We start from the raw sequence: 24635 nt of genomic DNA, 5'->3' as shown, positions 1-24635 counted from the left end.
AGTGTGGATCACAGCCACACTGCATCAATGGAGGTGCCCTTGGAAGAGCTGCGCATCGAGGAGAACGGCAACCTCGGTCCCATCGATTCGTCCCGCGTCCCGCGCTTCGCCGGAGCGGCGACGTTCGCCCGCCTGCCCCGGCTGGACCAGGTGGGACAGACGGACATCGCGATCGTCGGCGTCCCGTTCGACGCCGGCGTGTCCTACCGCCCGGGCGCGCGCTTCGGCGCGAACCATGTCCGCGAGGCGAGCCGCCTCCTGCGCCCGTACAACCCCGCGCTGGACGCCTCGCCGTTCGCGAACGCGCAGGTCGCCGACGCGGGGGACATGGCCGTCAACCCCTTCAACATCCACGAGGCCATCGAGACGATCCAGCACAACGCCCTGGACCTGACGGCCGACGGCGCGCGCCTCCTCACGATCGGCGGTGACCATACGATCGCCCTGCCGCTGCTGCGCGCCGCGTCCGAGCGCGCCGGCGAGCCCGTGGCACTCCTGCACTTCGACGCCCACCTCGACACGTGGGACACCTACTTCGGCGCCGAGTACACGCACGGCACCCCGTTCCGCCGCGCCGTCGAGGAGGGCATCCTCGATACCGACGCGATCTCCCACGTCGGCACCCGCGGACCGCTGTACGGCAAGCGCGACCTCGAGGACGACCGCCGCTTCGGCTTCGGCATCGTGACCTCCTCCGACGTCTACTACCAGGGCGTGCGCGAGGTCGTCGCCAAGCTGCGCGACCGCATCGGCGGCCGTCCCCTCTACGTCTCGGTGGACATCGACGTCCTCGACCCCGCCCACGCCCCCGGCACGGGCACGCCCGAGGCCGGCGGCATCACGAGCCGCGAGCTCCTCGAGATCCTGCGCGGCCTGCGCGGGCTCAACCTCGTCGGAGCCGACGTCGTCGAGGTCGCCCCGGCCTACGACCACGCCGAGATCACCGGCGTCGCCGCGAGCCACGTCGCCTACGACCTCGTGACGCTCATGAGCGAGCTGCCGAAGGCGAACAGTGCAGTCGACCGCAGGGCCAGCTCCGGTGCCGCTGCACAGGGCACGACGGCGGGTGCCCAGTGAGCCCGGTCGAGTCGCCGTGGGCGGGGGACGCCCAGGCGCGCGCAACGGTGGTTGAGCGCACCCGAAACCAGGGTGACGCGGGAGCGGCGGGCGACCAGTCCGCCGTCGTGCGTGACGACGTCCACGTGGAGGCACCCCTGCGCAACGGCGGGGACCTCGTGGTGGAGACCCTCGAGGCGCTCGGCGCGAAGACCGTTTTCGGCATCCCGGGCCAGCACGCGCTCGGCCTGTTCGATGCCATGGGGCGCGGCCACCTGCACTTCGTTTCGAGCCGCGTCGAGAACAACTCGGCGTTCGCGGCGGACGGCTACTCGCGCGCCACGGGCGAGGTCGGCGTCCTGTTCCTCTCGACCGGCCCCGGCGCGCTCACCTCGCTCGCGGGCCTTCAGGAGGCCTACGCGACCGGCGTGCCGATGGTCGTGATCGCGAGCCAGATTCCGCTCGATGGACTTGGCGCCCGCCGCAAGGGAATGCTGCACCAGCTCGACGACCAGAAGGCCTCGGCCGCGAACGTCACGAAGAGCCAGCGGCTCATCCAGCACGCCTCGGGCATCCCGAGCGCGATCCAGGACGCGTGGACCGACGCGATCTCCTCGCCCCAGGGGCCGGTGTGGGTCGAGATTCCGCAGAACGTGCTGCTCGATCCCATCGTGGTCCCGCCGGTCGAGGACGCGCTCGCCGAGGCCGCGGACAACCCGCCGCGCGTCGAGCTCGTGCGCGAGGCGGTCAAGTGGCTGCGTGAGGCGAAGCGCCCGGCGATCATCGCCGGGGGCGGGACGCGGCGCGGGCGCGCCGAGAAGGCGCTCCTCGACCTCGCGGAGCAGCTGCGCGCGCCGGTGATCTGCACGCCCGGCGGCAACGGCGCGTTCCCGTGGGAGCACCCGCTCTCGCTCCAGTCCTGGATCGAGGACCGGTACATGACCGATGTGCTCGAGGATGCGGACGTGCTCGTGGTCGTCGGCTCCTCGCTCGGCGAGGTCACCTCGAACTACTTCACCTTCGAACCGCGCGGCCGGATCATCCAGATCGACGCCGAGCCGCGCGTCCTCGAGTCCAACCGCCCGGGCCTGGGCATCCGCGCCGATGCTGGGCAGGCGCTTGCCGCCCTCAACTCGGCACTCGGCACGACGCCGTCGCACAATGGCCAGCGGCCCGTGCCGGACTGGCACGGCAAGGCGCCCGAGGCTCTCGTCGCCGAATCGCTCGCAAAGGTCCGCGCGAGGCTCGAGTCGCAGGACCTTGCCAAGGAACTGCAGTTCATGGCCGACATCCGCGCAGCTGTGCCGGACGAGATGCAGACGTTCTGGGACATGACCATCTCCGCGTACTGGGCGTGGAGCTGCTGGGACGCCCGGCAGGGCCAGTTCCACTCGGCGCAGGGTGCGGGTGGGCTCGGCTTCGGCTTCCCCGCGGCGATCGGCGGTGCCGTGGGGCTCGCGACGACGGGGAAGCCCGCGCGCGTCCTCGCGGTGTCCGGCGACGGCTCGGCGATGTATTCGATCTCCGAGCTCGCGACGGCCAAGCAGCACAACGTCCCGGTCACATGGCTCATCGTGGACGACGGGGGCTACGGGATCCTGCGCGAGTACATGGTCGGGGCCTTCGGAAAGGCCACCGCGACGGAGCTCGCCCGGCCGGACTTCGTGGCGCTCGCCGAGTCCTTCGGAGTCCCCGCGAAGCGCGTGGCGCCAGAGCACGTGCGTGAGGCGCTCGAGGAGGGCTTCGCCGCAGACGGGCCGAACGTCGTCGTGGTCGAGACGCTGCTCAAGATGTTCGCTCCGACTCACCTGGAGTCCTAGCGCAAGCCCGCCTCCCGTCTGGGAGTCACCTCCTGGGGGTCACCTTCTGGGGGTCACGCACATCACGTGACCTTCAGAACGTGACCCCCAGACGTGGTTAAGGCACGACGGCGCCCGCTCACCGGTGTTACTAAGGTCACCTATCGAATTAGTTTGCACAAGCAACCATTCAGTGTATAGTTGCGGTAAGCAATCAATCTTAGGAGGGGCCATGCCTGTCGATCCCGACACCGCACGGGAGCTCATCCACCGCGTCTTCGACCTGCAGCGGGTGATCCGGTGCCTGTCGAGCACCGAGCTCAAGCACGGCGACCTCGGTGTCGCGTTGCAGGGCGTCCTGCGCATGATCGCCGAGTACGGCGGACGTGCCGTGGACCTCGCGGGCAAGCTCGGCGTGAGCGCGCCTGTGCTCAGCAGGCACCTCGCCGAGCTCGAAGGCCTCGGCCTGGTCGAGCGGCGTCGTGATCCCGAGGACCGCAGGGCCCAGCTGGTGGCGCTCACAGAGGCTGGCAGGGCACAGCTCGAGGACGTCGAGGAGCATCGCATCGCGCGGCTCCAGGGCTACCTCGCCGGCTGGGACGAGGACCAGGCTTCCGCGGCAGTGACGGCGGTCGGCCAGCTCTCCGAGGCACTCCATGCCGGCTCGCACCGCATGCGCCCCGCTCATTCGGCACCCCAGACCACACAGACCACCACGAAGGAGGAAGCCCTTGCAGCCCGTTGAGGCCGCGGCTCCGCAGATGAGCCACAAGCAGATCCTCGAGGCCCTCACGGGCTTGCTCGCAGCGTTCTTCACCGCAATCCTGTCCTCGACCATCGTCGCCAACGCCCTCCCGACCATCATGGCGGACCTCAAGGGCACCCAGACCGACTTCGCGTGGGTCATCACGGCCGCGCTGCTCGCGAATGCCGTGACCACCCCGATCTGGGGCAAGCTCGCGGACCTCTTCGACAAGAAGCTCCTCACGCAGCTGAACATCGTCGTGTTCGTCGCCGGCTCCGTTCTGGCCGGCTTCGCCCAGAACATCCCATGGCTCATCTCCGCCCGCGTCATCCAGGGCGTCGGCCTCGGCGGTCTGACCGCAATGGCCATGGCCATCATCGGCACGATGATCCCGCCGCGCGATCGAGGCAAGTACAACGGATACATGGGCGCCGTCATGGCGGTCGGGACGGCCGGCGGCCCGCTCCTCGGCGGCTTCATCGTCGACTCGCCCCTCGGATGGCGCTGGACGTTCTTCGTGTGCGTGCCCCTTGCCGTGGTCGCGCTCATCCTGATCCAGATCACGCTCAAGATCCAGCACGTCAAGCGCCCGGCGAAGATCGACTGGCTCGGCGCCGTCCTCCTCACTGCCTCGGTCAGCACGCTCCTGGTCTGGGTCTCGTTCGCTGGCAAGGCCGACTACTACGACTGGTGGAGCTGGCAGACGGCCGCGATGGTCGGGGGCTCGGTCGTCGGGCTCATCCTGCTCGTCATCGTCGAGAGCCGCGTGGCCATGCCGATCATCCCGCTCAAGATCGTGGCCAACCGCACGACGGCGCTCAGCATCGTTGCGTCTGCGGCCGTCGGCGTCGCGATGTTCGCTTCCTCCTCGTTCCTCGGCCAGTATTTCCAGGTGGCCCGCGGCGCCACGCCCACCGAGGCCGGCCTGCTGACGCTTCCGATGATCGCCGGCAACTTCATCGGCTCCGTGGCCTCGGGCCAGATGATCACCCGGACCGGCCGGTGGAAGCGATTCCTCGTCCTCGGCTCGATCCTGATGATTGCCGGCCTGGGAATGCTCGGCACGATCGACCACACCACGGAGCTTTGGCTCACGGGCGTCTACACGTCCGTCCTCGGTCTGGGCCTCGGCATGACCATGCAGAACCTCGTCCTGGGTGTCCAGAACACGGTCAGGTCCTCGGACATCGGCACCGCGAGCTCCACGGTCGCGTTCTTCCGCTCGGTCTTCGGCGCGGTCGGCGTCTCGGTGCTCGGCGCCGTCCTGAGCAACCGCTCGGGCGACCTCGTGGTCCAGGGCCTCGCCGACCGCGGCATCAAGACGGCCGGCGGCTCGGCTGGCGGCAGCATGGACCTCAAGGACATGCCTGGCCCGATCGCCGACATCGTCCGCGGTGCGTTCGGCGACGCGACGGCCCGCGTGTTCCTCATCGCCGCGGTCATCGGGGTCGTGGCCCTCCTCGCGGTCCTCTTCATCAAGGAGATCCCCCTGCGCCGCACTGTGGACATCGTCAAGCCCCCGACGGGCACGGTTCCCGCCGTCACCTCGGCTGCCGAGGTCCTTGCGGCGTCCGCGCCTGCCGTCGCGCCAGCCGTCGCCGACGCGGCCAATACTCCGCACGGCACCGTGTCGGCGCACGACGGCGGGTCCTCGCCTGTGGCGACCACGTCACCGGATGCGGGCTCGCCCCAGGCGACCGGCGCGCCGTCGCCCGCCATGCGCCGGGCCGCAATCCGCGAGGTGCTCGCCGGGAGCGAGCCGCAGGATGCCGAGCTGGACAGCGAGCTCAGGCTCCTGCTCGCGGAGTCAGAGCCGGCATCGGGGGAGCACCCGGCCCGGGCCGAGGGGCAGACCCTCGCAGCGATCCAGGAGACCCAGCGGCTCCTGGGGCGCCAGCAGGCGCAGCTCGCCCAGCTGATGTCGCGGATCGCGGACCAGCTCGACGCGCAGCAGCGGCTCGCGGCCGAGCAGAGCCAGACGGCCGCGACGCTCGCCGAGATCCAGGGAGAGCTCGCCGCCGAGCGGGCGCTCCAGAAGGAGGCGGCGCTGTACCTCGCAACGCGGGGGCGGCACACCGCCAACTGAGCAGCTTCGCTGGCGGCCTCTGGGCAGCTGGAAGCCCGGGCAGCCTGCGGACAGTCCTTTGTCCGCAGGCTGCCCGTTTAGTCCTCAAGACTGATGCACCCGGCCCGGTGGGCGAACTACGCTGGACACGCCCCATCCGCACACCGTGGGGCCCAGAACTCGAAGGACTTCAATGCTCCTCACGCTCATCCGGCGCTACAGCGCACGCTACTGGCCATGGATCCTCGCCGTGGTCGTCTTCCAGCTCGCGACGACCATCGCGACGCTCTACCTGCCCAGCCTCAACGCCCAGATCATCGACCAGGGCGTCGCGAAGGGCGATACCGGCTACATCTGGGGCCAGGGCACCATCATGCTCGGGATCGCGCTGGTCCAGGTCGCCACCGCCGTCGCCGCTGTCTACTTCGGAGCGAAGACCGCGATGGCGTTCGGACGCGACCTGCGGCAGGGGGTCTTCCGCAAGGTCACATCCTTCTCGGCGCAGGAGGTCCAGTCCTTCGGCGCGCCGACCCTCATCACGCGCGGTACCAACGATGTCCAGCAGGTGCAGATGCTGCTGCTCATGGGCCTGAACTTCATGGTGTCCGCACCCATCATGTGCGTCGGCGGGATCATCATGGCCCTCCGCGAGGACCTCGGCCTCTCGTGGCTCGTCTGGGTCTCGGTGCCGGTCCTGTTCGCGATCGTCGGCTACCTCGTCTACCTGCTCCTGCCGCTGTTCCGGGGCATGCAGAAGCGGGTCGACGGAATCAACGCCGTGCTGCGCGAGCAGATCATGGGCATCCGCGTGGTCCGCGCGTTCGTCCGCGAGCCGTTCGAGGAGGGGAGGTTCGCCGAGGCCAACAAGGCGCTCACAGACGTCTCGCTCAAGGTCGGCGCGATCTTCGTGCTCATGTTCCCGATCATCATGATGCTCCTGCACCTCGCAACCGCCGCAGTCCTGTACTTCGGCGGCCAGCGCGTGGACGCGGGAGACATGCAGGTCGGATCCCTCACGGCGTTCCTCCAGTACCTCCTGCAGATCCTCATGGCAGTCATGATGGGCACCTTCATGGCGATGATGATCCCGCGCGCCGCGGTGTGCGCGGACCGCATCGGCGAGGTGCTTGACGTCGTGCCTTCGATGGCGGCGCCGACCGATGCCGAGGTTCCTGCGCGGCGCGAGGGCGTTGTCGAGTTCCGCGATGTCTCCTTCTCCTATCCGGGTGCCGAGGCGGACATCCTCACCGGGCTCTCGTTCACGGCTCGCCCCGGCCAGACCGTCGCGATCATCGGCGCGACCGGCTCCGGCAAGACGACGCTGCTTTCCCTCATTCCGCGGCTGTACGACACGACCGGCGGGCAGGTGCTCCTCGACGGTGTCGCCGTGGACCGCATGCCCCGTTCCGAGATCACCTCGCGGGTCGCCATGGTCCCGCAGCGCCCCTACCTCTTCTCGGGCTCGATTGCGCACAACCTGCGGTTCGGCCGCCAGGACGCAACCGAGCACGAACTCTGGGAGGCCCTCGAGGTCGCCCAGGGCGCGGACTTCGTCCGGGAGAAGCACCAAGGCCTCGAATCCGGCATCTCGCAGGGCGGGACGAACGTCTCGGGCGGCCAGCGCCAGCGGCTGTGCATCGCGCGGGCCCTCGTCGCGAAGCCTTCCGTGTTCCTGTTCGATGACTCCTTCTCGGCCCTCGATGTCGCGACCGACGCCCGGTTGCGCCGGGCGCTGAAGAAGCAGACGGCCGAGGCCACGGTCATCATCGTTGCGCAGCGCGTCTCAACCATCGTCGACGCCGACCTCATCCTCGTGCTCGATGGCGGCAAGATCGTGGACCGCGGTACCCACGAGGAACTGCTCGAGACGTCACCGACGTACCAGGAGATCGTCCAGTCGCAGATCACCGCGGAAGACGCGGCGAGCGCAGCGGGCACAGCCGGAGTGACGGGGGAGAGGGCATGAGCGAGAACAGCAAGCCGGCCGCGGAGGCCACGGCCGAGGTCGTCGAGGACGAGTACACCCCGACTGAGGCGGACGGCGGCGCCTTCGGCTCGATGCCCGCCAAGAAGGCCAAGAACTTCGGCCCGAGTGCCCTGCGTCTCATGGGGCTGCTGAAGCCTGAGCGGGCGCTCATGGCCGTCGTCGTGCTCTTCATCCTCGTGTCCGTGGTGCTCACGGTGATCGCCCCGAAGATCCTCGGCCAGGCCATGGACGTCATCTTCTCCGGCGCCATCGGCAAGCAGATGCCGGCGGGCGTCACGAAGGACCAGATCATCGAGGGCCTGCGAGCCCAGGGCCAGAACAACTTCGCAGACATGCTCGCCGGCATGAATCTTGTGCCCGGCCAGGGCATCGACTTCTCGCGCCTGACGTTCCTCATCTCCATCGTGCTGCTCATGTACTCGGTCGCGGCCGTGTTCATGTGGGCCCAGGGCTACCTGCTCAACCGTCTCGTGATGCGGGTCATCTACCGCCTGCGCCAGGACATCGAGTCGAAGATCAATCGGCTGCCGCTCGGGTACTTCGACACCCGCCAGCGCGGCGACGTGCTCTCACGCGTCACGAATGATGTGGACAACGTCCAGCAGGCGCTCCAGCAGGCATTCTCGCAGCTGCTCTCCTCGCTCCTGCAGGTGCTCGGCATCGTCGTGATGATGTTCATCGTGTCGTGGCAGCTCGCGCTGATCGCGCTCATCGCGCTGCCGCTCTCCGGCGTCGTGGCCGGCGTGATCGGTTCGCGCAGCCAGAAGATGTTCCAGTCGCAGTGGAAGAACACGGGCCTGCTCAACGGGCAGATCGAGGAGTCGTTCTCGGGGCATGACCTCGCGACGGTGTTCGGGCGCCAGGAGGACATGGTCCGCCGGTTCGACCAGAAGAACGAGGAGCTGTACCGCGCCTCGTTCGATGCCCAATTCGTCTCCGGCATGATCTTCCCGGTCATGAACTGGGTGAGCTACCTCGCCTACGTGGGAATCGCGGTGGTGGGAGGCCTGCGGGTCGCCGCCGGCCAGATGAGCCTCGGCGACGCGACCGCGTTCATCCAGTACTCGCGCGAATTCACGCAGCCGCTCGGGCAGATCGCCGGCATGGCCAACATGCTCCAGTCCGGGGTGGCCTCGGCCGAGCGCACGTTCGAGCTGCTCGACGCCGAGGAGGAGGAGCCCGAGACAGCCACAGCCCACCTGCCGGAGGTCACCGACGGCCACGTCGACTTCGAGCACGTCTCGTTCTCCTACTCGGAGGACAATCCGCTCATCGAGGACCTCTCCCTCACCGCCGAACCGGGCCATACGGTCGCGATCGTGGGCCCGACGGGTGCCGGCAAGACGACTCTCGTGAACCTCGTGATGCGGTTCTACGAGATCCAGTCCGGGCGGATCCTTCTCGACGGCGTCGACATCCGTGACCTGTCCCGCGCGGAGCTCCGCTCGAAGGTCGGCATGGTGCTCCAGGACGCCTGGCTTTCCGGGGGCACGATCTACGACAACATCCGGTACGGCAATCTCGACGCCACCGAGGAGGAGGTCCTGACGGCCGCCAAGGCCACCTACGTGGACCGCTTCGTACGGGCGTTGCCGGACGGGTACCAGACGGTCATCGACGAGGAGGGGACCAACGTCTCCGCGGGCGAGAAGCAGCTCATCACGATCGCCCGGGCGTTCGTCTCTAACCCGTCACTCCTCATCCTCGACGAAGCGACCTCGTCCGTGGACACTCGCACCGAGCTGCTCGTGCAGAAGGCCATGGCCGCGCTGCGGACGGACCGCACCTCGTTCGTGATCGCGCACCGGCTCTCCACGATCCGGGACGCGGACACGATCCTGGTCATGGAGGCGGGCAAGATCGTCGAGCAGGGCCGGCATGAGGAGCTCATTGAGCGCGGCGGCGCCTACCACAGGCTCTACATGAGCCAGTTCGCCGGCGGGATCGACTTCGAGGCGGAGGCCGCGGCGGCCTCGGCCGGGGGAACGCGCCAGACGTAGCGGCCTCGGTCGGGACCGTCGTCATCCGCGACGGTCCCGACCGAGGTGCTTTCTTCGGTCAGTGCCCGCCGAGGAATCAGCCCTCGGGCGCGAGCTCCACGAGGATGCCATCGTGCGCGGCGTCGTGCCCGATCTGGCATGAGAGGCGCGAGCCGCATTCGCGGAACCCCTCCGCGTCGGCCAAGAGCTCGGCCTCGTCGGCGCTGCGCTCGCCGAGGCGCGCGGCGACGGGCTCCTCGAGGTACACATGGCACGTCGCGCACGACGCCGTTCCGCCGCACGAGGCGAGCACAGGCAGGTCGTTGTCGCGCAGGGTCTCCATGAGGGTCTGGTCCTCGTCCCAGACGAGCGAGTGCCGGGTGCCGTCGCGGTCGACGGCGATGATGGTCGTGGGCATGTCAGTGGCCTTTCGGTGTGGTGGGCAGTGGGATCCGCGCCTCAGAGCGCGGCGGGCTCAAGGGGAGCGATGGCTTGGTCGAGCGGGAGGGACGGGTCGGCGGCGAGGCTCGGGTCGATCGTGGCGCGCTGGGCGACGAGCTTCTTGCCCGCGTTGAAGTCGGCGAGGGAGCCGACCGTGTCGACCGCGGCGACCCGGCCGCCGCGCAGGTAGATGACGGAGAACTTCCCGTTGGCCGGGTCGCCACGCAGGAGAACGTCGTCGTCGGGATGCCGGACGCCGGCCGTCTGCAGCCGGACCCCGTGCTGGACGGTCCAGAACCACGGCACCTCGGGCGCGGGCGGCGCCTGCCCGGCGATGTCCGCGGCAATGGCCTCGGCCTGGGCCCGCGCGTTCTGGATGCATTCGAGGCGCTGGCTCGCGCCGTCGTACAGGCTCGCGAACCGCGTCGCGTCGCCGGCCGCGTAGATATCTGGGTCGGAGGTGCGTCCGCCGGCGTCGACGAGGATCCCGTCGGACGCCTCGAGTCCGGCGTCGGCCGCGAGACCCTGCTCGGGGATCACCCCGATCCCGGCGACGACGACGTCGGCACGGTGCCGCGCGCCGTCGGCCGTCACGACCCACTCGACGCGCCCGGCGCCGTCCGGGGAGTCGGTCCCTTCGAGCGCCGTGACGGCGGCACCGAAGCGGAACTCGACGCCGGCGCGCCCGTGCAGGCCCTCGAAGAAGCGCGAGACGGGCTCGCTCGTCACACGGCTCATGACCCGGTCCTGGAACTCGAGCACGGTCACGCGGCAGCCGTGCTTGGCCGCCGCGGCCGCGACCTCGAGCCCGATGTACCCCGCACCGATGACGACGACGTGGCGCGCCGCGTCCGGGGCAGTGTCGGACGACGGGGCGAGCTCGGCCGCGAGGCGGCGGGCGTCGGGGAGCGTCTTGAGCATCAGGACGCCGTCGAGGTCCGCGCCCGGGACGGTGAGGCGCCGGGGCGTTGAGCCGGTCGCGAGGATGAGCTTCACGTAGGGCAGGGCCCGCCCGTCCGCGAGCCGCAGCTCACGACGATCGCGGTCGATGGATGCGGCGGTTCCGTGGACGCGTTCGATCCCGCGGGACTCGAACCAGGACTCCTTGCGCATAGGCACGGGCTCGGCCGGGGCGCCCGGCACAAGGAGGTCCTTCGAGAGCGGCGGCCGCTCGTACGGAAGCTGCCCCTCGGCGTCGACCAGGACGATCCTGCCCTCCCAGCCCCGTGACCGCAGACCGGCGGCGACGCCGACGCCCGCGTGGCCGGATCCGACGATGACCACGGCGGGACGGGCGGTCTGGATGTTCTCACGCATGGCGGACCTCCGCGGTGTTCTGGCTTCCCGTGTTCTGGCTGGTGCCGTTGCGGGCTTCGACGGTCACAACGAGGCGCTCGGGCCCGGAGTTGGTCAGATTGTTGCCGCGCACGTACTCGATCTCGTGGGCGGGGTCCAGGGCGATGTGCGCGAGGCGGCTGCCCAGGATTTCGGTGGTGATCCGCGTCTCGAGCCGCGCGAGCGGCGCGCCGAGGCACGCGTGCACGCCGTGGCCGAAGCCGAGGTGTCCATTGGTGTCGCGGTCGATGGCGAACACGTCGGGGTCGGGGTACTTCGCCGCATCGTGGTTCGCGGCAGCGGGCATGAGCCGCACGATCGCGCCCTTCGGCAGGGTCACCCCCGCGACCTCGACCTCCTCGGTCGTGATCCGCGAGACGCGCTGGACCGTTCCCCGGTACCGCGCGAGTTCCTCGACGAAAGCGTCCGCGTCCGCTGGGTTTGCCTGGATCCGGTCCAGGAGCCCCGGCTGCTCCGTGAACACGCGGAACGCGTTGGCGAGCAGGATCGTCGTCGTGTCGTGCCCGGCGATGAACACGAACGCGCACAGCTCCTTGGCCTCCTTCTCGGAGAGCTGCCCCTCCTTCCACATGCGCGCGATGTGCCCGCCCACGGACTCGTTGCCCTCCGCGTAGAGGCGCTCCATCGTGTCCTTGAGGTATGCGAAGAAGGCGTTGGCGCTCTCCTCGTCGGTGCCTGTGCCCGGCGCGTTGCGGGCCAGGCGGCCGAAGTAGCTGAAGGTCTCGTCGGACCAGAACTTCATCTTGTCGAAGTCCTCGGCCGGGACGTCGAGCAGGGCGCTGATCGTGGACATGCTCAGGGGGATCGCGTACTCCTCGACGACGTCGCCCCCGCCGCGTGTGATGAGCTCGTCGAGGAGCTTCCCGGCGGTCTCGCGGATCCGATCCTCGAAGAGGTTGATGGCCTTGGGGGTGAACGCCTTCGCGACGATCTGGCGCAGGCGCGAGTGGTCCGGGGCGTCGATGAGCGTCAGGAACGTGAGGGGGACCGGCCTGACGACCTCCGAGGAGAAGACCTTCGGCGCCCGAAGCGCCTTGCGGACGTCCTCGAACCGGGAGATGAACCACACGTCCGAGACGGGCGACGCCGCCCGCAGCACCGGGGCGTTCTCGAGCATCCAGCGGTAGTGGGCGTACGGGTCGCCCTGGCTGCCGTCGTCGACAACCTTGAACGGCTCGAGGCCTTCGGGCCAGTCGAGCTCGTGGGAGTAGGGCGGCAGCTCCGGCGTTGCCTGGCGCACGACGGCGGTCTCCGCGCCTGGGCTGGGAGCGTCACCGGCGGCGTCGGCCGTCACTCCGGTGAACGGGCAGGTGAGGGTCATGATGAGTTCCTTCCGGCCGCGGGCGCGCGGCATTGCACGCTATGCGGTCTCAAGGGGCTTCGGGGCGACTTCTGTGCCGCATCCCGTGACGCTGATCACGTCGTTGCATCGAGTGTGGCGTGCCCGTGGACCCGATCACAGGGACCCTTCCGGTGGTCGGAAGAATTGCCTCCCCCGCTCGGGCCTCGAGCGGTGGCCACCCTGCCGAGGCCGGGTCCTGTGAGGCCGACGTCGAGCCCTGTGGCCTCGGGATCGGGGATAGCCGGCAGCCAGAACTTCGCCGCGAGCTTCGCGTCTCGCTGTCCGTGTCGTCAAGTACTGCTGTCGCAATGGAGTCGGCCCGTAGCGCACTTGGTCGCGAGACCTGAACTTGGCGAGAGGCCTGCGTCCGGGGAGGGGGCGGCGTTCGGCGGGGGACGGCGTCGTGCGCAGACACGGATCGCGGCGAGGCGGCCACTCGAGGTTAGGGGGTCGCGGGCTGGCCGATCGTGCCGCGGAGGGCTCGGGTGGCGCCGTGGGCCGCCGTCGTGAGTGCGACGACCACCCGCGGGACGAGGTCGGCCTCGGTGCGGGGGAGGATCGCGTTGAGAGCCGCCGCGATGACCGGTCCCTCGGCCGTCCTCTCGGACCCGAAGACGGGAACGGCCACGCCGATCCACTCGGTCCGACCGATGCCCGGTGGCGCCGCGAAGCCTTTCTGGCGGATGTCGGCGAGGGTCCGGCGGAGTGCGGCGGGGTCGGTGACGGTCTCCGGCGTGACCTTCTCGAGTGGGCCGGCCAGGGCTCGGGCCTGCACGGCGGCCTCGGAGAACGCGAGCAGGACGAGGCCGCTCGAGGAGGCGTGCAGCGGCATGCGCTGGGCGATGTTCGCGGCCTCGAGCGGCGATTCGGGCGCGGAGAGCCTCTCGACGTAGAGGGCGCTGCCGCGGTCGAGCACGGCGAGGGTGACGTGGTGGTGGACCGCCGCCTGGACATCCTCCATGAACGGCAGGCAGGCCTCGCGGAGCGTCAGGGCATGCGAGGCGCGGTTCGCGAGCTCCCACATCCGCAGGCCGGGCCGGAGGTCGCCCGCGGAGTCGCGCTCGAGCAGCCCGTGGCGCAGGAGCTCGTCCGTGATTCGGTGCGCGGTGGTGAGCGGCAGCCCTGAGCGGCGGGCGAGGCTGCTCAGGCTCAGGGCCGCCGTGCTGCGGTCGAAGCAGCTGAGGATCCGCACCACCCTGCTGATGATGGAATCACGTGTGGGTTCGGGCATGGCTAGACGGCAGTGTAGCCGCCGTCTACGGCGAGGATCGTGCCCACGACGAAGGAGGCCGCGTCCGAGGCGAGGAACGCGATGGCCTCGGCGATCTCCTCGGGCCGAGCGAGCCGGCCGATCGGCTGGCTCGCGGCGATGCCGCCGCGCACGTCCTCGGGCAGGCCTGCCACGAGGGGCGTGTCCGCGTACCCGGGTGCGACGGCGTTGACTCGGATCCCGCTCGCCGCGTACGTCACGGCGGTGGACCGCGTCAGGTTCGCAACGGCCGCCTTGGCGGCGGAGTACGAGGAACTGTTGCGCTGCCCCACGGTGCCGAGGATCGAGGACACGTTGACGATTGACCCGGACCCGGCAGCGACCATGTGCCGCAGCGCGTGCTTGCCGCACAGCGCAACGCCGGTGAGGTCGATCTCGACCACCCGCCGCCACGCGGCGACATCGAGCTCGTGCAGGGGCCCCTTCGGCTCGGCGATGCCGGCGTTGGCCACGAGGACGTCGAGCGAGCCGAACTCGGTGGCCGCGCGGTCCATGAGCGCAGCCACCGAGTCCTCGTCCGTCACGTCAGTGCGTACCCACAGCGCGCGGTGACCGGCGTCCCGGAGGGAGCGCGCGACGTCGTCCGCCCCCTCCGCGACGTCCCCGATCACCACGGCGGCGCCGCGCCCGGCGAGCAGACGCGCGGTCGCCTCCCCGATGCCCGACGCCGCGCCGGTCACCACCGCCACCCGGCCGGCGAATGCCTGGCCCACCTAGGCGTCCTGCCGCAGGTTGTTCCCCGCGGTCTCGCCGCCGTCGATCGCGAGGTTCGCGCCGGTCATGAAGCTCGACTCGTCCGAGGCAAGGAACAGGATGAGGTCCGAGATCTCCTGCGTCTCGGCGTCACGGCCCAGCGGAATCTGCCCGAAGCCGCGCGCCAGGCCCGCCGTCATGGGCGTCTTGACCGAGCCCGGGTGCACCGAGTTGACCCGGATGTTGTACGGACCTAGGTCCATCGCGCTCGTCTTGGTGAGCCCCTGGACCCCCCACTTCGCGGCCGCGTAGGCCGCCCGGTTCTTGAACCCGACGAGCCCGGCGATCGAGGAGATGTTGATGATCGACCCGCCCGAGGCCTTCATGGCCGGCACCGCGGCCTTCATGCCCAGGAAGTTCCCGGTCAGGTCGATGTCGATGGTGCGGCGCCACTCGTCGACGTCTGCGTCCTCGACGCTGCCGCGCGTGAAGATCCCAGCGTTGTTGACGAGCACGTCGAGCGTCCCGAAGCGTTCGACGGCGGCATTCACCGCGCGCTGCCAACTTTCGTAGTCCGTGACGTCGAGGTGGACGAAGAGGGCGACGTCGCGCCCGATCCCGGTGTTGGACTCAGCATTGATCTTCTCGGCGAGGGTGCGGCCCTCGTCGTCGAGCAGGTCGGCGATGACGACGCTCGCGCCGTGCTCCGCGAGGACCTGCGCGTGCGAGGCACCCATGCCGCGGGCCGCACCCGAGATGAGGGCGACCTTCCCGGCGACTCGATCCGATACCGGGGTCATCGTGCGGCCTCCTCGGTGACCTCGAGGCCTCGCTCCACGTCGCGCCTGATCCCTCTCGCTGCCGCGAGGCGGGCGACATCGCGCCCCGCCCGGTACCCGAACACGAGCGCCGCGCCGATGTGCGAGCCATACCCCGGGTACCCGCCGCCGAACACGCTGCGCGCGGCCGCGCCGACCGCGAAGAGGCCCGGGATCGGGGCGCCTTCCTCGGTGACGACCACGTTGTCGCGGTCGACGGCGATGCCCGCGAACGTGCCGAGGTCGCCCATCTGGATCTTGGCGGCGTAGAACGGGCCCTTGTCCAGGGGCGCCAGGTTGGGATTGGGCTTGTGGTCCATGTCCCCGCGGAAGTGGTTGTACTCGGTCGAGCCACGCCCGAACTCGGGGTCCTCGCCGGCGCGTGCGCCCACGTTGAATTCGGCCACCGTCTCCTTGAGACCAGCGGCGTCGACGCCGATCTTGCTTGCGAGCTCGTCCAGCGTCGGTCCCTTGACCAGATAGCCGGTCTTGTAGAAGTAGCCCCGCGGCATGGGCCACGGCTTGGCGTAGCCGATCCCGTACTTGTGCATCGTCTTCGCGTCACCGATGACCCACCCGAAGGTCTTGTCCTCGCCCGCGTTGTGCGCGATCATCGCCCCGCCGAAGTCGTGGTAGCTCAGGGCCTCGTTGCCGAAGCGCTTGCCATGGCGATCCACGGCGATGAGACCGGGCAGGCCAATGGCCCGCAGGTGCGGGAAGAGGCGCTGGCGCCCGTCGCGGTAGCGGAACACCGTCACGGGGGCCCACGAGCCGACGGAGGACACGCCGTCGTCGATCCGCCCGCCCGCGGCCAGGGCCAGAGTCGCGGCGTCGCCGCCGTGGCCGACGGTGGGCGTGAAGTGGTCGTCGCCCGTGGCGTCGTGCGGGAAGTACTGCCTGCGCAGCTCGGCGTTGCCGGAGAATCCGCCCGCGGCGAGGACGACGCCGAGCTTCGCCTCGACCCGCACGGGGTGCTCGCCGCCGAGCACCGCCCCGGTGACCGCGCCGTCGTCTCCTCGCGTGAGCGAGACGACGGGCGAGGATGTCCACATCCGCACGCCCGCGTCGTAGGCGCTCTTGACCATGAGGGTCATGAGGGCGTTTCCGTTCGTGCGGAGCACGGGCCGGCGGTAGCGTGCGGTGTCGAGCCACGTGCGCAGGAGCTTCTTCGCGACGTACACGAAGGACTTCACCGACTGGTTGACATGGACGAACTCATTCATGTCGGGTCCCACCTGCGGCATGTACCCGAACACCGTGTAGGAGGACAGGTAGGGCTGCATGAGCAGGCGCTTGTCGCCCAGGATGCGGGCGTCGGTGTCCTTCGGCAGGATCGCGCGGCCACCGAGGCGGGCGCCCGGGAGGTCCATCTGGTAGTCGGGCGCCTTCTCGGGGTAGACGAACTCGACGTCGGTCTCCCGCTCGAAGAAGTCCAGCGCCTCGGGGACGGCATCGAGGAACTGCGCGACGCCGTCGGCGTCGTACGTCCCCGGAGCGAGGTTCTTCAGATAGGTCTCGACCTCCTCACGCGTGTCGCCTGCCGCGGCGCCCACCCTGTTGCCCGGAACCCAGGCCCATCCCGCGGAGATTGCGGTGGTACCGCCGAAGTACTGCTCCTTCTCGGCGACGATCACGCTCAGGCCCTGGCTGGCCGCCTTGAGCGCGGCGGCCATGCCCGCGGCTCCGGATCCGACGACGAGGACGTCGCAGGCTGCTGTCTTCTTCACTGGTGTCATTCCTGTTCGTGTTGTGGGTCAGCGCTTGGCCGCGACGGCCTTGAGGTACGGCTCGCCGAGCTCGTCGATCGGGGTGCGGGCGGTTTCCCTCGAGGTCGCGACGGCGATGATGGCCGCGAGCGCGCAGACCGACCCGAACACGGCGACGGGGATCCAGCCGGTGGGGCCGGAGGTCATGAGCAGGCCGCCGATCATGGGTCCGAATCCGGCGACGAGCAGGCCGAGCTGGTTGCCCAGCGCCATGCCGGTGTACCGGACGGGTGCGGCGAAGAGCTCGGCGAAGAAGCTGGGCCATGCGCCGTTGAATCCCGAGTACAGGACGGTCATGAAGAGGAAGCTCGCGACGAAGACGAGGACGAGGTTCCCGGTGCCGAGCGCCCAGAAGTAGCCGAAGAGGGCGGCAATGCAGCCCACCATGGAGACGAGGAGCACGGGCCTCCTGCCGATCCGGTCGGACAGGGCGGCGACGGCGGGCATGACGGCCATGGACAGGCCGATGGTCACCGCGTTGATCGTGAGGATCGCGCCCCTGTCGAGTCCGCCGTGGGCCGTGGCGTAGGAGAGGCCGAACACCGTGAAGATCGTCTGCATCACAGAGAAAATGGACATGAACAGGACGCGGACCACGTCGGCCGCCTGGAACCGCAGCACCTGGCCGAGGGGGAGCTTCCTGCGCGTGTCCGACTCGCGGGCCTCCTCGAACACCGGGGTTTCCTCGAGGTGCGTCCGCACCCAGTAGGCGATCGCGAGCACCACGATCGAGCACCAGAACGGAACGCGCCAGCCCCACGCCATGAGGTCGGCCTTCGGCAGGGAGGTGATCGGGACGAACACGATGGTCGCGAGGACCATGCCGGACGCGTAGCCGGTCATGACGAACGAGGTGAAGAAGCCGCGCCTGCCCTCGGGGGAGTGCTCGAGCGTCAGGGTTGAGGCGCCCGCCGACTCGGCGCCGGCGGAGAAGCCCTGGAGCAGCCGTCCGAGGGTCAGGAGCACGGGGGCGAGGAGGCCAACCGAGTCGTACGTGGGCAGGAAGCCGATGCCCAGCGAGGCCAGACCCATGAGGGACAGGGTTACGAGGAGGACGTTGCGGCGCCCGAGCCGGTCGCCGAAGTGGCCCATGACCATGCCGCCGAGGGGGCGGGCCACATAAGCCACGCCGAACGTGGCGAACGCCGCGATGAGGCCCACCGTCGGGTTGTCGGCGGGGAAGAACAGGGCCGGGAACACGAGGGCCGCGGCCGTGCCGTAGATGAAGAAGTCGTAGTACTCGAGGGTGGAGCCGAGGAAGGACGCAAGTGCCGCCTTGCCCGGAGTCTTGCCCGGAGTCTTGCCGGGCGTCTTGCGCGGGGCGTCCGTGGCGACGTGCGACGGCGCGGGGGCGCCGGGCGCTGACGGGCCGGCTGGGTGGGGGCGGGCTGCAGTGCTCATGGGGTGTCCTTGGGGATCTCGAAGTCGACGGAGATGATCTGCTCGCTGTTCGGGAAGGAGTACTTCTTCAGCGGCTCGTGCAGGGGATGGGTGTTGTAGACCTCGATGTCGGCGACGGACGCGAAGTCCGCGACGATGGCGTAGTCGAAGGCCCGCTCCGAGCGGATGACGTCGGGCCCGTGCGTGAGGGCCAGGAGGCCGGGGACGTTGCCGCGCATCCGGTCGAGCCCGGCGGTCCAGGCCGCGCGCTGCTCGGCGGGGAAATCGGGCGTGAACTTGAACAGGACGGCGTGGCGGATCATCGGACGGCTCCTTCGAGTTCGGCTCCCGCAAGCCCAGCGTCGGCGAGGTTCCCGCGGACGGACGGGACGGCGTCGTCCGCGGCGGGTTCGTAGTCCGCCGACTGGCCGGCGATCGTGCGGCCCACGAGGTACCCCATGGTCATGAGCGGGCCGAGCGTTGCGCCCGCGCCGGGGTAGCCCGCGGCGTAGGCGCTCTCGGTCGCGTTGCCCACGGCGAACAGGCCCGGGATTGCGGCGCCGTCGACGTCGAGCACGCGCGCTCGCCCGTCAGTGGCGATGCCGCCGTTCGTGCCGAACGCGCCGTTGACCACCTCGAGGGCGTAGAACGGGCCCCGCTCGAGCGGGCCCAGCGAGGGATTGGGCCACGCGTTGCCGGCGTCGCCCCAGTAACGGTCGTAGGCGGTCTCGCCCCGATGGAAGTCCGGGTCCTCGCCCTTGACCGCGAACTCGTTGAACCGCTCGACGGTTGCGACGAGGTTCGCGGCCGGCACGCTGATCTTCGCGGCGAGCTCCGTGAGGGTGGCGCCCTCGACGAGGTAGTCCGGCGTGGGCTCGCCCGCCCGGTGGGCGAGGAGGCCGTACCGCTCGAGGTAGGCCTGGTCGAAGACGACGTGGGCCGGGGTGTTGAGCGTGGCGTTGTTCGGGGAGTCCCACGACTGGAGGCACCGGGCCAGGTCGTTGTAGTTCTGGGACTCGTTGGCGAACCGGCGGCCGTGGCGGTTGACCATGATCGACCCCGGGCCCTGCCGCTCGAAGCGCAGGAGCGTGCCGATCGGGCGCCCGTCCCGCGTGTCACCGGTGATGGACATGGGCGCCCACCAGGCCTCGCGCGTCCCGCGCGTCTGGGCGCCGAGGCGCTGGGCCATTCGCAGGCCGTCACCCTCGTTCGTGGGCGGAGAGCACATCGTGTGGAGGCGGCTCGCGAGCATCGAGTCGGCGAGCGCGTGGTCCCACTCGAACCCGCCCGTTCCGATCACCACTGCCTCGCCCGCGGCGATCTCCTCGCCCGTGGCCAGCACGACGCCGGTGACCCGCCCGCCGTCGTGCGCCGGCTGTCCGTTGTGCAGCAGCCGCTCGCCGCGGGCCTCGACGGCGACGTGGACGCCGTCCCGCACCGCGGCCGCGAGCAGCATCGTGATGAGGGCGCGGCCCTTCGCGACGAGGCCCGCCTTCGCACGGGCGTCGAGCTCGTCCCACGGGAAGCGGGTGAAGGCGCCCCAGTCCTCGTACTCCTGCATCGTGAACGGTGCGCGGCCGTCCGACCGCACGTGCTGGCCGAGGTCGCCGAGCAGCTCGTCGATGTCGGCCAGCTGCGGCTCGATGGTCCGGCCGCCGTCGACTGCGCCCGGGAGATCCTGGCGGTAGTCCGGGAAGTTGTCGAGGAATAGGAACCTGACGCCGAGCTCGTCTTCGGCGTAGCGGAGCATGGAGTCGCCGTAGGAGACGGCGGCGTCGAGGAGCTCCTCGCGGCCGCGGCCCCGGGAGACGGCCCGGACGTACTGGGCGGCGGCCTCCGCCGTGTCGCTGAAGCCGCCCTCGCCGCTGCCGCGCTGGCGGGCATAGTGGTTGGCGGCGATCCAGAGCATGCCGCCCGAGATCGCGCTCGTGCCGCCGAGGAGGCTGGCCTTCTCGAGGACGAAGACGGACTTGCCTGCTCGCGCTGCGGTCGCGGCGGCAGTGAGCGCTCCCGCGCCCGAGCCGAGCACGACGACGTCGTACGTGGCCTGAGGGGTGCCGTTGAGGTATTTCATGGGGGACTCTCCTTCGAGCCGGTGAACTGGCTGGAATCGAGCGTCGCATCCGAGAGTGTTCGGTGGATCACATCTTCCCAATGATCGGGAAGTTGCTTCGGGAGGCGGTCGGAGGTGGGGGGTCAGAGGCTCCGGCGGATGGCGTCGCGGAGGGTCCCGTCCCATCCGAGTGCGCGAGAGATGCCGCGTGACGCCGTCTGGAGAGCGGTAATGGAGGTCTGGACCGGTCCGTTCACGCGGGGGATGACCACGCTCAGGGCCGCGACTGCGGCCCCGTCGGCGTTGAAGACCGGGACCGCCACCCCCGTAGACTCCGGCACGATCGTGCCGGGCATGACGCAGTACCCGGAGCGGCGGATCTCGGCGAGCTGGCGCCGCAGCTCGTCCGGGTCGGTGACAGTGGTGTCCGTGAGCTTCGGGAGGCGCCGTCGCAGGAAAGTCTCTTGGGCGTCGACCGGGCCGAACGCGGTCAGGACGAGTCCGGTCGACGTCGCGTGGATGGGCAGGCGCCCCGCGACCCGGGTGATGTTGACGGCGGACTCGCTGGACCCGATCCGCTCGATGTAGAGCACGTCCTGTTGGTCGACGACACCGAGCGTCGTGTGGTGCCCGACCACGGACTGGACGTCCTCCATGAAGGGCAGCGCGGCCTCGCGCAGGCCCAGAACCTTGGATCCGCGGGAGACGAGCTCCCACAGCCGGGTCCCGAGGCGCAGCCGCTGGCCGTCGCGGTCCAGGACCGACTCGGCGAGCAGCTCGTCGACGATCCTGTACGCGGTGCTGCTCGGGAGCCCTGAGCGTCGCGCGAGCTCCGCGGCGCTGAGGGTGTGGTGCTCGCCGTCGAACGCCTCGATGACGCGCACGATCCGGTGCACCATCGATTCGCCCGACGGCGAGTTGGCCATGTTTTCGCCCCTTTCAGGGCCGCCTCGGCGCCGGTTGGGCGCCGAGTGTCAGTAGTCCCGCGCCGTCGTCTGCTCGGGCTCGGCGCCGAGCAGGAAGTGCCGGCCCGCGATCGTTGTGGGTGCCAGCTCGACGTACACGGTCTTGGGTGTAGGCAGCCAGGTCTCGACGCCGACCGCCTCGGCGGCCGCGATCTCGTCGGCGTGCTCGAGCACCCGGGCCGTTCCCTTGACCACTACGCTCCAGGCCTCATCCTGGAGGATCCCATCCGCCTCGAAGGCCACCTGCGGATGGATCGTCAGCTCCGCGAGCTTCGTGCCGGGGGTCGTCTTCAGGTACAGCTTCCCGCCGGAGGCCCTGAAGTTGATCGGTACGATGTCCAGCTCGCCGGCAGCGGCCGTGGCAAGGCGCCCGTGGCGGGCGTTGTCGAGGAGCTCCCAGCTCTCGGCGTCGGTCAGGACTCGGATCGGCTCATCGTTGTTGTGGTCGAACAGCATCGTGTTCCCCTCTCTTCCGGCACGGCGGCCGACATCTGGTGGTCAGACAATTGGTCAGACGATCGTGCCGAGCACCTCGTTGAGCGCCTCGGAGGACGACGGGTGCGTGTACATCCGGTCCCTCAGCGCGGTGTAGGGCAGGCCATGGTCCATCGCGAAGGAGACGAGGTTGACGATCTCCTGCGAGTCCACGCAGAACAGCGTGGCGCCGAGAACGGTCTCGGTCTTCCGGTCGACCACGAGTTTGATGAGGCCGCGCGGGTCGCGGACGATCTTCGGCCGGGGCATCGCAGCGATCTTCGCAACCTCTTTCGACGCGACGCCCACGTCCCAGCCGTGCTCGTCGGCCTGCGCCCGGGCCTCTCCCTCGGTGAGGCCCACGCGGGACATGGGGGGCGTGACGAACGTGGTCGTCGGGATGGTCCGGCGGTCCGCCGTGGTGCGCTCGGGGCCGCCAGCCACCTGGGAGAGGACGATTCGGTGGTCGTCGAGCGAGACGTAGGTGTGCTGCGGGCCGCCGTTGACGTCGCCGAGCGCCCACACGTCCGGTGCCGTGGTGCGCAGGCGTTCGTCGACGACGACGGCGCCCCGCCCGTCCGTCTCGACCCCCGCCTTGTCGAGGCCCAGCCCCGCCGTAGCCGGGCTGCGTCCGAGAGCAAGGAGCACCGCGTCGGCTTCGATCGTGATCGGACCGGAAGCGGTGGCGACTCCCACGAGGGCCGGAGCGAGCGCGCCGTCGTGCGCGGGGACGCCTGTCTCGCCGGATTCGGCGACCCCGGTGACACGGGCGCCCTGGAGGAACCGCACGCCGTCGCCCGTCAGCGCCGATGCGACCGCCGCGGCGACGTCGCGGTCCTCGTGCTTGAGCGGGATGGGGGAGCGGTCCACCACCGTGACCTCGGAGCCGAAGGCGGCGTACATCGAGGCGAACTCGTAGGCGATGTACCCGCCGCCCACAATCACGAGGCGGCCCGGGAGATTCGACTCGGAGATGAGCTCGGTGGACGTGTGGATCCGCGGGCTCAGGACGTGCCCGCCCTCGGAGGCGCCGGGGATGTCCGGCACGGCGGGGAGCGATCCGGTGTTGAGGTAGAACCGCTCGGCGGTCAGCTCCCGCTCGTCCGTGCCGGCGCTCAGCCGCACGCGCTTTGGCCCGACGAACTCTGCCCGGGCGGTGATGACCGTGATGGTGTCCACGGAGTCGAGCATCGTGAAGTTGGCGGCGCGGAGCTTCGCCGTCAAGGCGTCCTTCTGAGCGATCGAGTCGGTGTAGTGCGCGGCGTCATCCCCGTCGTGACCCAAGTGGGCGGCGTAGACGAGAGCCTTCGTGGGCACGCAGCCGATGTTGACGCACGTGCCGCCGTACATCTGCTCGGACTGCTCGACGACGGCGACCCGGCGGCCAGCGCGGCCGAGAACGCCAGCGAGCGTCTTGCCACCCTTGCCGAAACCGATCACCACGTCGTCGAATTCGAGCACGTCCACCGTTGGCACCACCTAAAGCGAGGAGTTGATCCCATCCTAGCCACGCGCAAGGCTGGGTCCGGCGCGAGTCGTGGCTAGGGGCCCACTCGCGCGGATCCGGCTCGCCGTGCAGGGCGAAACGACGATTAAACACTGGGGACACCGCGCCGCAAGATCGCGTCCGTAGGCTGGAGCCATCGGTTCAGACGGGACGTCCAGAGATTGCACTGGGTCCTGCGGGGAACAGCACCAGCACAGCAGCCACCAGACAGACGCACAGCCAGCCGCGGGGCCGGCGCCGGCGGGGCACCAAGCGCCCCGGGCGTTCCCCGCGGCACCGCACGCCGGGAGAAGAGGCACCCGCCCCGGCGATGCGCCCCGGCCCCCACGGTCACTCGGGGTCGGGGCGTCGCGACGTGTGGTAGACCCATGGGGTGAGCAGCGAGATCCCGGCATCACCACAGCGGGCCCAGGGGGCTGGCGCCGCGGCGCACGACGGCGGCCAGCGGCTCCGCGTGGCCGTTCCCATGCGCTGGGGAGACATGGATGCCTATGGGCACATCAACAACGTCGAGATCATGCGCATGCTCGAGGAGGCCCGCATCGCGGCGTTCGGCCCTCCTGGCGGCACGGGTGCAGCAGGCGTCGAGCCCCTCGTCCCGCTCTTCTCGGCCGTGCCCGACGGGACGCTCGCACTCGTCGTCGAACATCGCGTGCGCTACCTCCGGCCGCTTGACTACCGCAACGTCCCCGCCAGGGTGGACGTCTGGGTGAGCGGGCTCAAGGCCGCAGCCCTGACTCTGGACTACGTGGTGCACGATCCCGTCGACGGGCACGAGTGCGTGCGCGCGACGACGCAGCTCGCCTTTGTCGACGAGGCGTCGGGCCGCCTCATGCGGCTCACCCTGGAGCAGCGGGAACGGCTCGCCCCCTACGTCGCGACGGGGCTCTTCTCGCACTAGTCCGTGATGTTCATCACGGTGGGGGGATGGGTGGCAGA

At 69.9% G+C, this 24635-nt stretch carries 20 protein-coding genes; 7 read left to right on the top strand and 13 right to left on the bottom strand.

Going from position 1 to position 24635, the window contains the following annotated elements; all coding sequences use genetic code 11:
- The first annotated feature begins 39 nt into the window (after positions 1-39).
- The 6 genes from speB (at position 40) to RBS60_RS17160 (ending at position 9652) form a co-directional block, all read left to right on the top strand.
- Positions 40-1077, top strand: a complete 1038-nt coding sequence (gene speB / locus RBS60_RS17185; RefSeq protein WP_307958821.1) for an agmatinase — start codon at positions 40-42, stop codon at positions 1075-1077.
- Positions 1078-1184: 107 nt separating this feature from the next.
- On the top strand, positions 1185-2876 hold the full coding sequence (locus RBS60_RS17180; RefSeq protein ID WP_307958820.1) for a thiamine pyrophosphate-binding protein: 1692 nt from the start codon (positions 1185-1187) through the stop codon (positions 2874-2876).
- 211 nt (positions 2877-3087) lie between these two features.
- Entirely contained in the window at positions 3088-3600 is a 513-nt protein-coding gene (locus RBS60_RS17175) for a MarR family transcriptional regulator (RefSeq protein ID WP_307958785.1), read from the top strand.
- Between the two features lie 16 nt (positions 3601-3616).
- Positions 3617-5686, top strand: a complete 2070-nt coding sequence (locus RBS60_RS17170; protein ID WP_307958819.1) for an MFS transporter — start codon at positions 3617-3619, stop codon at positions 5684-5686.
- A 172-nt stretch (positions 5687-5858) separates the two neighbouring features.
- Positions 5859-7631, top strand: a complete 1773-nt coding sequence (locus RBS60_RS17165) for an ABC transporter ATP-binding protein (RefSeq protein ID WP_307958784.1) — start codon at positions 5859-5861, stop codon at positions 7629-7631.
- On the top strand, positions 7628-9652 hold the full coding sequence (locus tag RBS60_RS17160) for an ABC transporter ATP-binding protein (protein WP_307958783.1): 2025 nt from the start codon (positions 7628-7630) through the stop codon (positions 9650-9652). Before RBS60_RS17165 ends, RBS60_RS17160 begins: the two co-directional genes overlap by 4 nt.
- 76 nt (positions 9653-9728) lie before the next feature.
- Here the strand turns inward: RBS60_RS17160 and RBS60_RS17155 are convergent, their stop codons facing one another.
- The 13 genes from RBS60_RS17155 to RBS60_RS17095 form a co-directional block, all read right to left on the bottom strand.
- Positions 9729-10049, bottom strand: coding sequence for a 2Fe-2S iron-sulfur cluster-binding protein (locus RBS60_RS17155; protein ID WP_307958782.1), 321 nt, complete (start codon positions 10047-10049; stop codon positions 9729-9731).
- Between the two features lie 41 nt (positions 10050-10090).
- Positions 10091-11389, bottom strand: coding sequence for an FAD-dependent oxidoreductase (locus tag RBS60_RS17150; protein WP_307958781.1), 1299 nt, complete (start codon positions 11387-11389; stop codon positions 10091-10093).
- Positions 11382-12749, bottom strand: a complete 1368-nt coding sequence (locus RBS60_RS17145; RefSeq protein WP_307958780.1) for a cytochrome P450 — start codon at positions 12747-12749, stop codon at positions 11382-11384. The genes RBS60_RS17150 and RBS60_RS17145 overlap by 8 nt, the downstream gene beginning before the upstream one ends.
- A 463-nt stretch (positions 12750-13212) precedes the next feature.
- Positions 13213-14001, bottom strand: a complete 789-nt coding sequence (locus RBS60_RS17140) for an IclR family transcriptional regulator (RefSeq protein ID WP_307958779.1) — start codon at positions 13999-14001, stop codon at positions 13213-13215.
- 2 nt (positions 14002-14003) lie between these two features.
- The gene (locus RBS60_RS17135; RefSeq protein ID WP_307958778.1) at positions 14004-14753 is read right to left on the bottom strand and encodes a glucose 1-dehydrogenase; all 750 of its coding nucleotides are present in this window, start codon (positions 14751-14753) and stop codon (positions 14004-14006) included.
- Entirely contained in the window at positions 14754-15533 is a 780-nt protein-coding gene (locus tag RBS60_RS17130) for an SDR family oxidoreductase (protein WP_307958777.1), read from the bottom strand.
- Positions 15530-17278, bottom strand: a complete 1749-nt coding sequence (locus tag RBS60_RS17125) for an FAD-dependent oxidoreductase (RefSeq protein ID WP_307958776.1) — start codon at positions 17276-17278, stop codon at positions 15530-15532. Before RBS60_RS17125 ends, RBS60_RS17130 begins: the two co-directional genes overlap by 4 nt.
- A 27-nt stretch (positions 17279-17305) precedes the next feature.
- On the bottom strand, positions 17306-18718 hold the full coding sequence (locus RBS60_RS17120; RefSeq protein ID WP_307958775.1) for an MFS transporter: 1413 nt from the start codon (positions 18716-18718) through the stop codon (positions 17306-17308).
- On the bottom strand, positions 18715-19020 hold the full coding sequence (locus RBS60_RS17115; RefSeq protein WP_307958774.1) for a Dabb family protein: 306 nt from the start codon (positions 19018-19020) through the stop codon (positions 18715-18717). The genes RBS60_RS17120 and RBS60_RS17115 overlap by 4 nt, the downstream gene beginning before the upstream one ends.
- Positions 19017-20771 carry an FAD-binding protein gene (locus RBS60_RS17110; RefSeq protein WP_307958773.1) on the bottom strand — a complete coding sequence of 585 codons (1755 nt, stop codon included), beginning with the start codon at positions 20769-20771 and terminating at the stop codon, positions 19017-19019. Before RBS60_RS17110 ends, RBS60_RS17115 begins: the two co-directional genes overlap by 4 nt.
- A 122-nt stretch (positions 20772-20893) precedes the next feature.
- Entirely contained in the window at positions 20894-21676 is a 783-nt protein-coding gene (locus RBS60_RS17105) for an IclR family transcriptional regulator (RefSeq protein ID WP_307958772.1), read from the bottom strand.
- A 48-nt stretch (positions 21677-21724) separates the two neighbouring features.
- On the bottom strand, positions 21725-22171 hold the full coding sequence (locus tag RBS60_RS17100; RefSeq protein ID WP_307958771.1) for a pyridoxamine 5'-phosphate oxidase family protein: 447 nt from the start codon (positions 22169-22171) through the stop codon (positions 21725-21727).
- A 54-nt stretch (positions 22172-22225) separates the two neighbouring features.
- Positions 22226-23665 carry an FAD-dependent oxidoreductase gene (locus RBS60_RS17095; protein WP_307958770.1) on the bottom strand — a complete coding sequence of 480 codons (1440 nt, stop codon included), beginning with the start codon at positions 23663-23665 and terminating at the stop codon, positions 22226-22228.
- Positions 23666-24162: 497 nt separating this feature from the next.
- Between RBS60_RS17095 and RBS60_RS17090 the strand changes: the two genes are divergently transcribed.
- Positions 24163-24597, top strand: a complete 435-nt coding sequence (locus RBS60_RS17090; protein ID WP_307958818.1) for an acyl-CoA thioesterase — start codon at positions 24163-24165, stop codon at positions 24595-24597.
- The last annotated feature ends 38 nt before the right edge of the window (positions 24598-24635 follow it).

The sequence above is a fragment of the Sinomonas sp. ASV486 genome (genome assembly GCF_030908215.1).
GTDB lineage: Bacteria > Actinomycetota > Actinomycetes > Actinomycetales > Micrococcaceae > Sinomonas > Sinomonas puerhi.
This window is presented reverse-complemented; position numbering and strand designations above follow the sequence as displayed.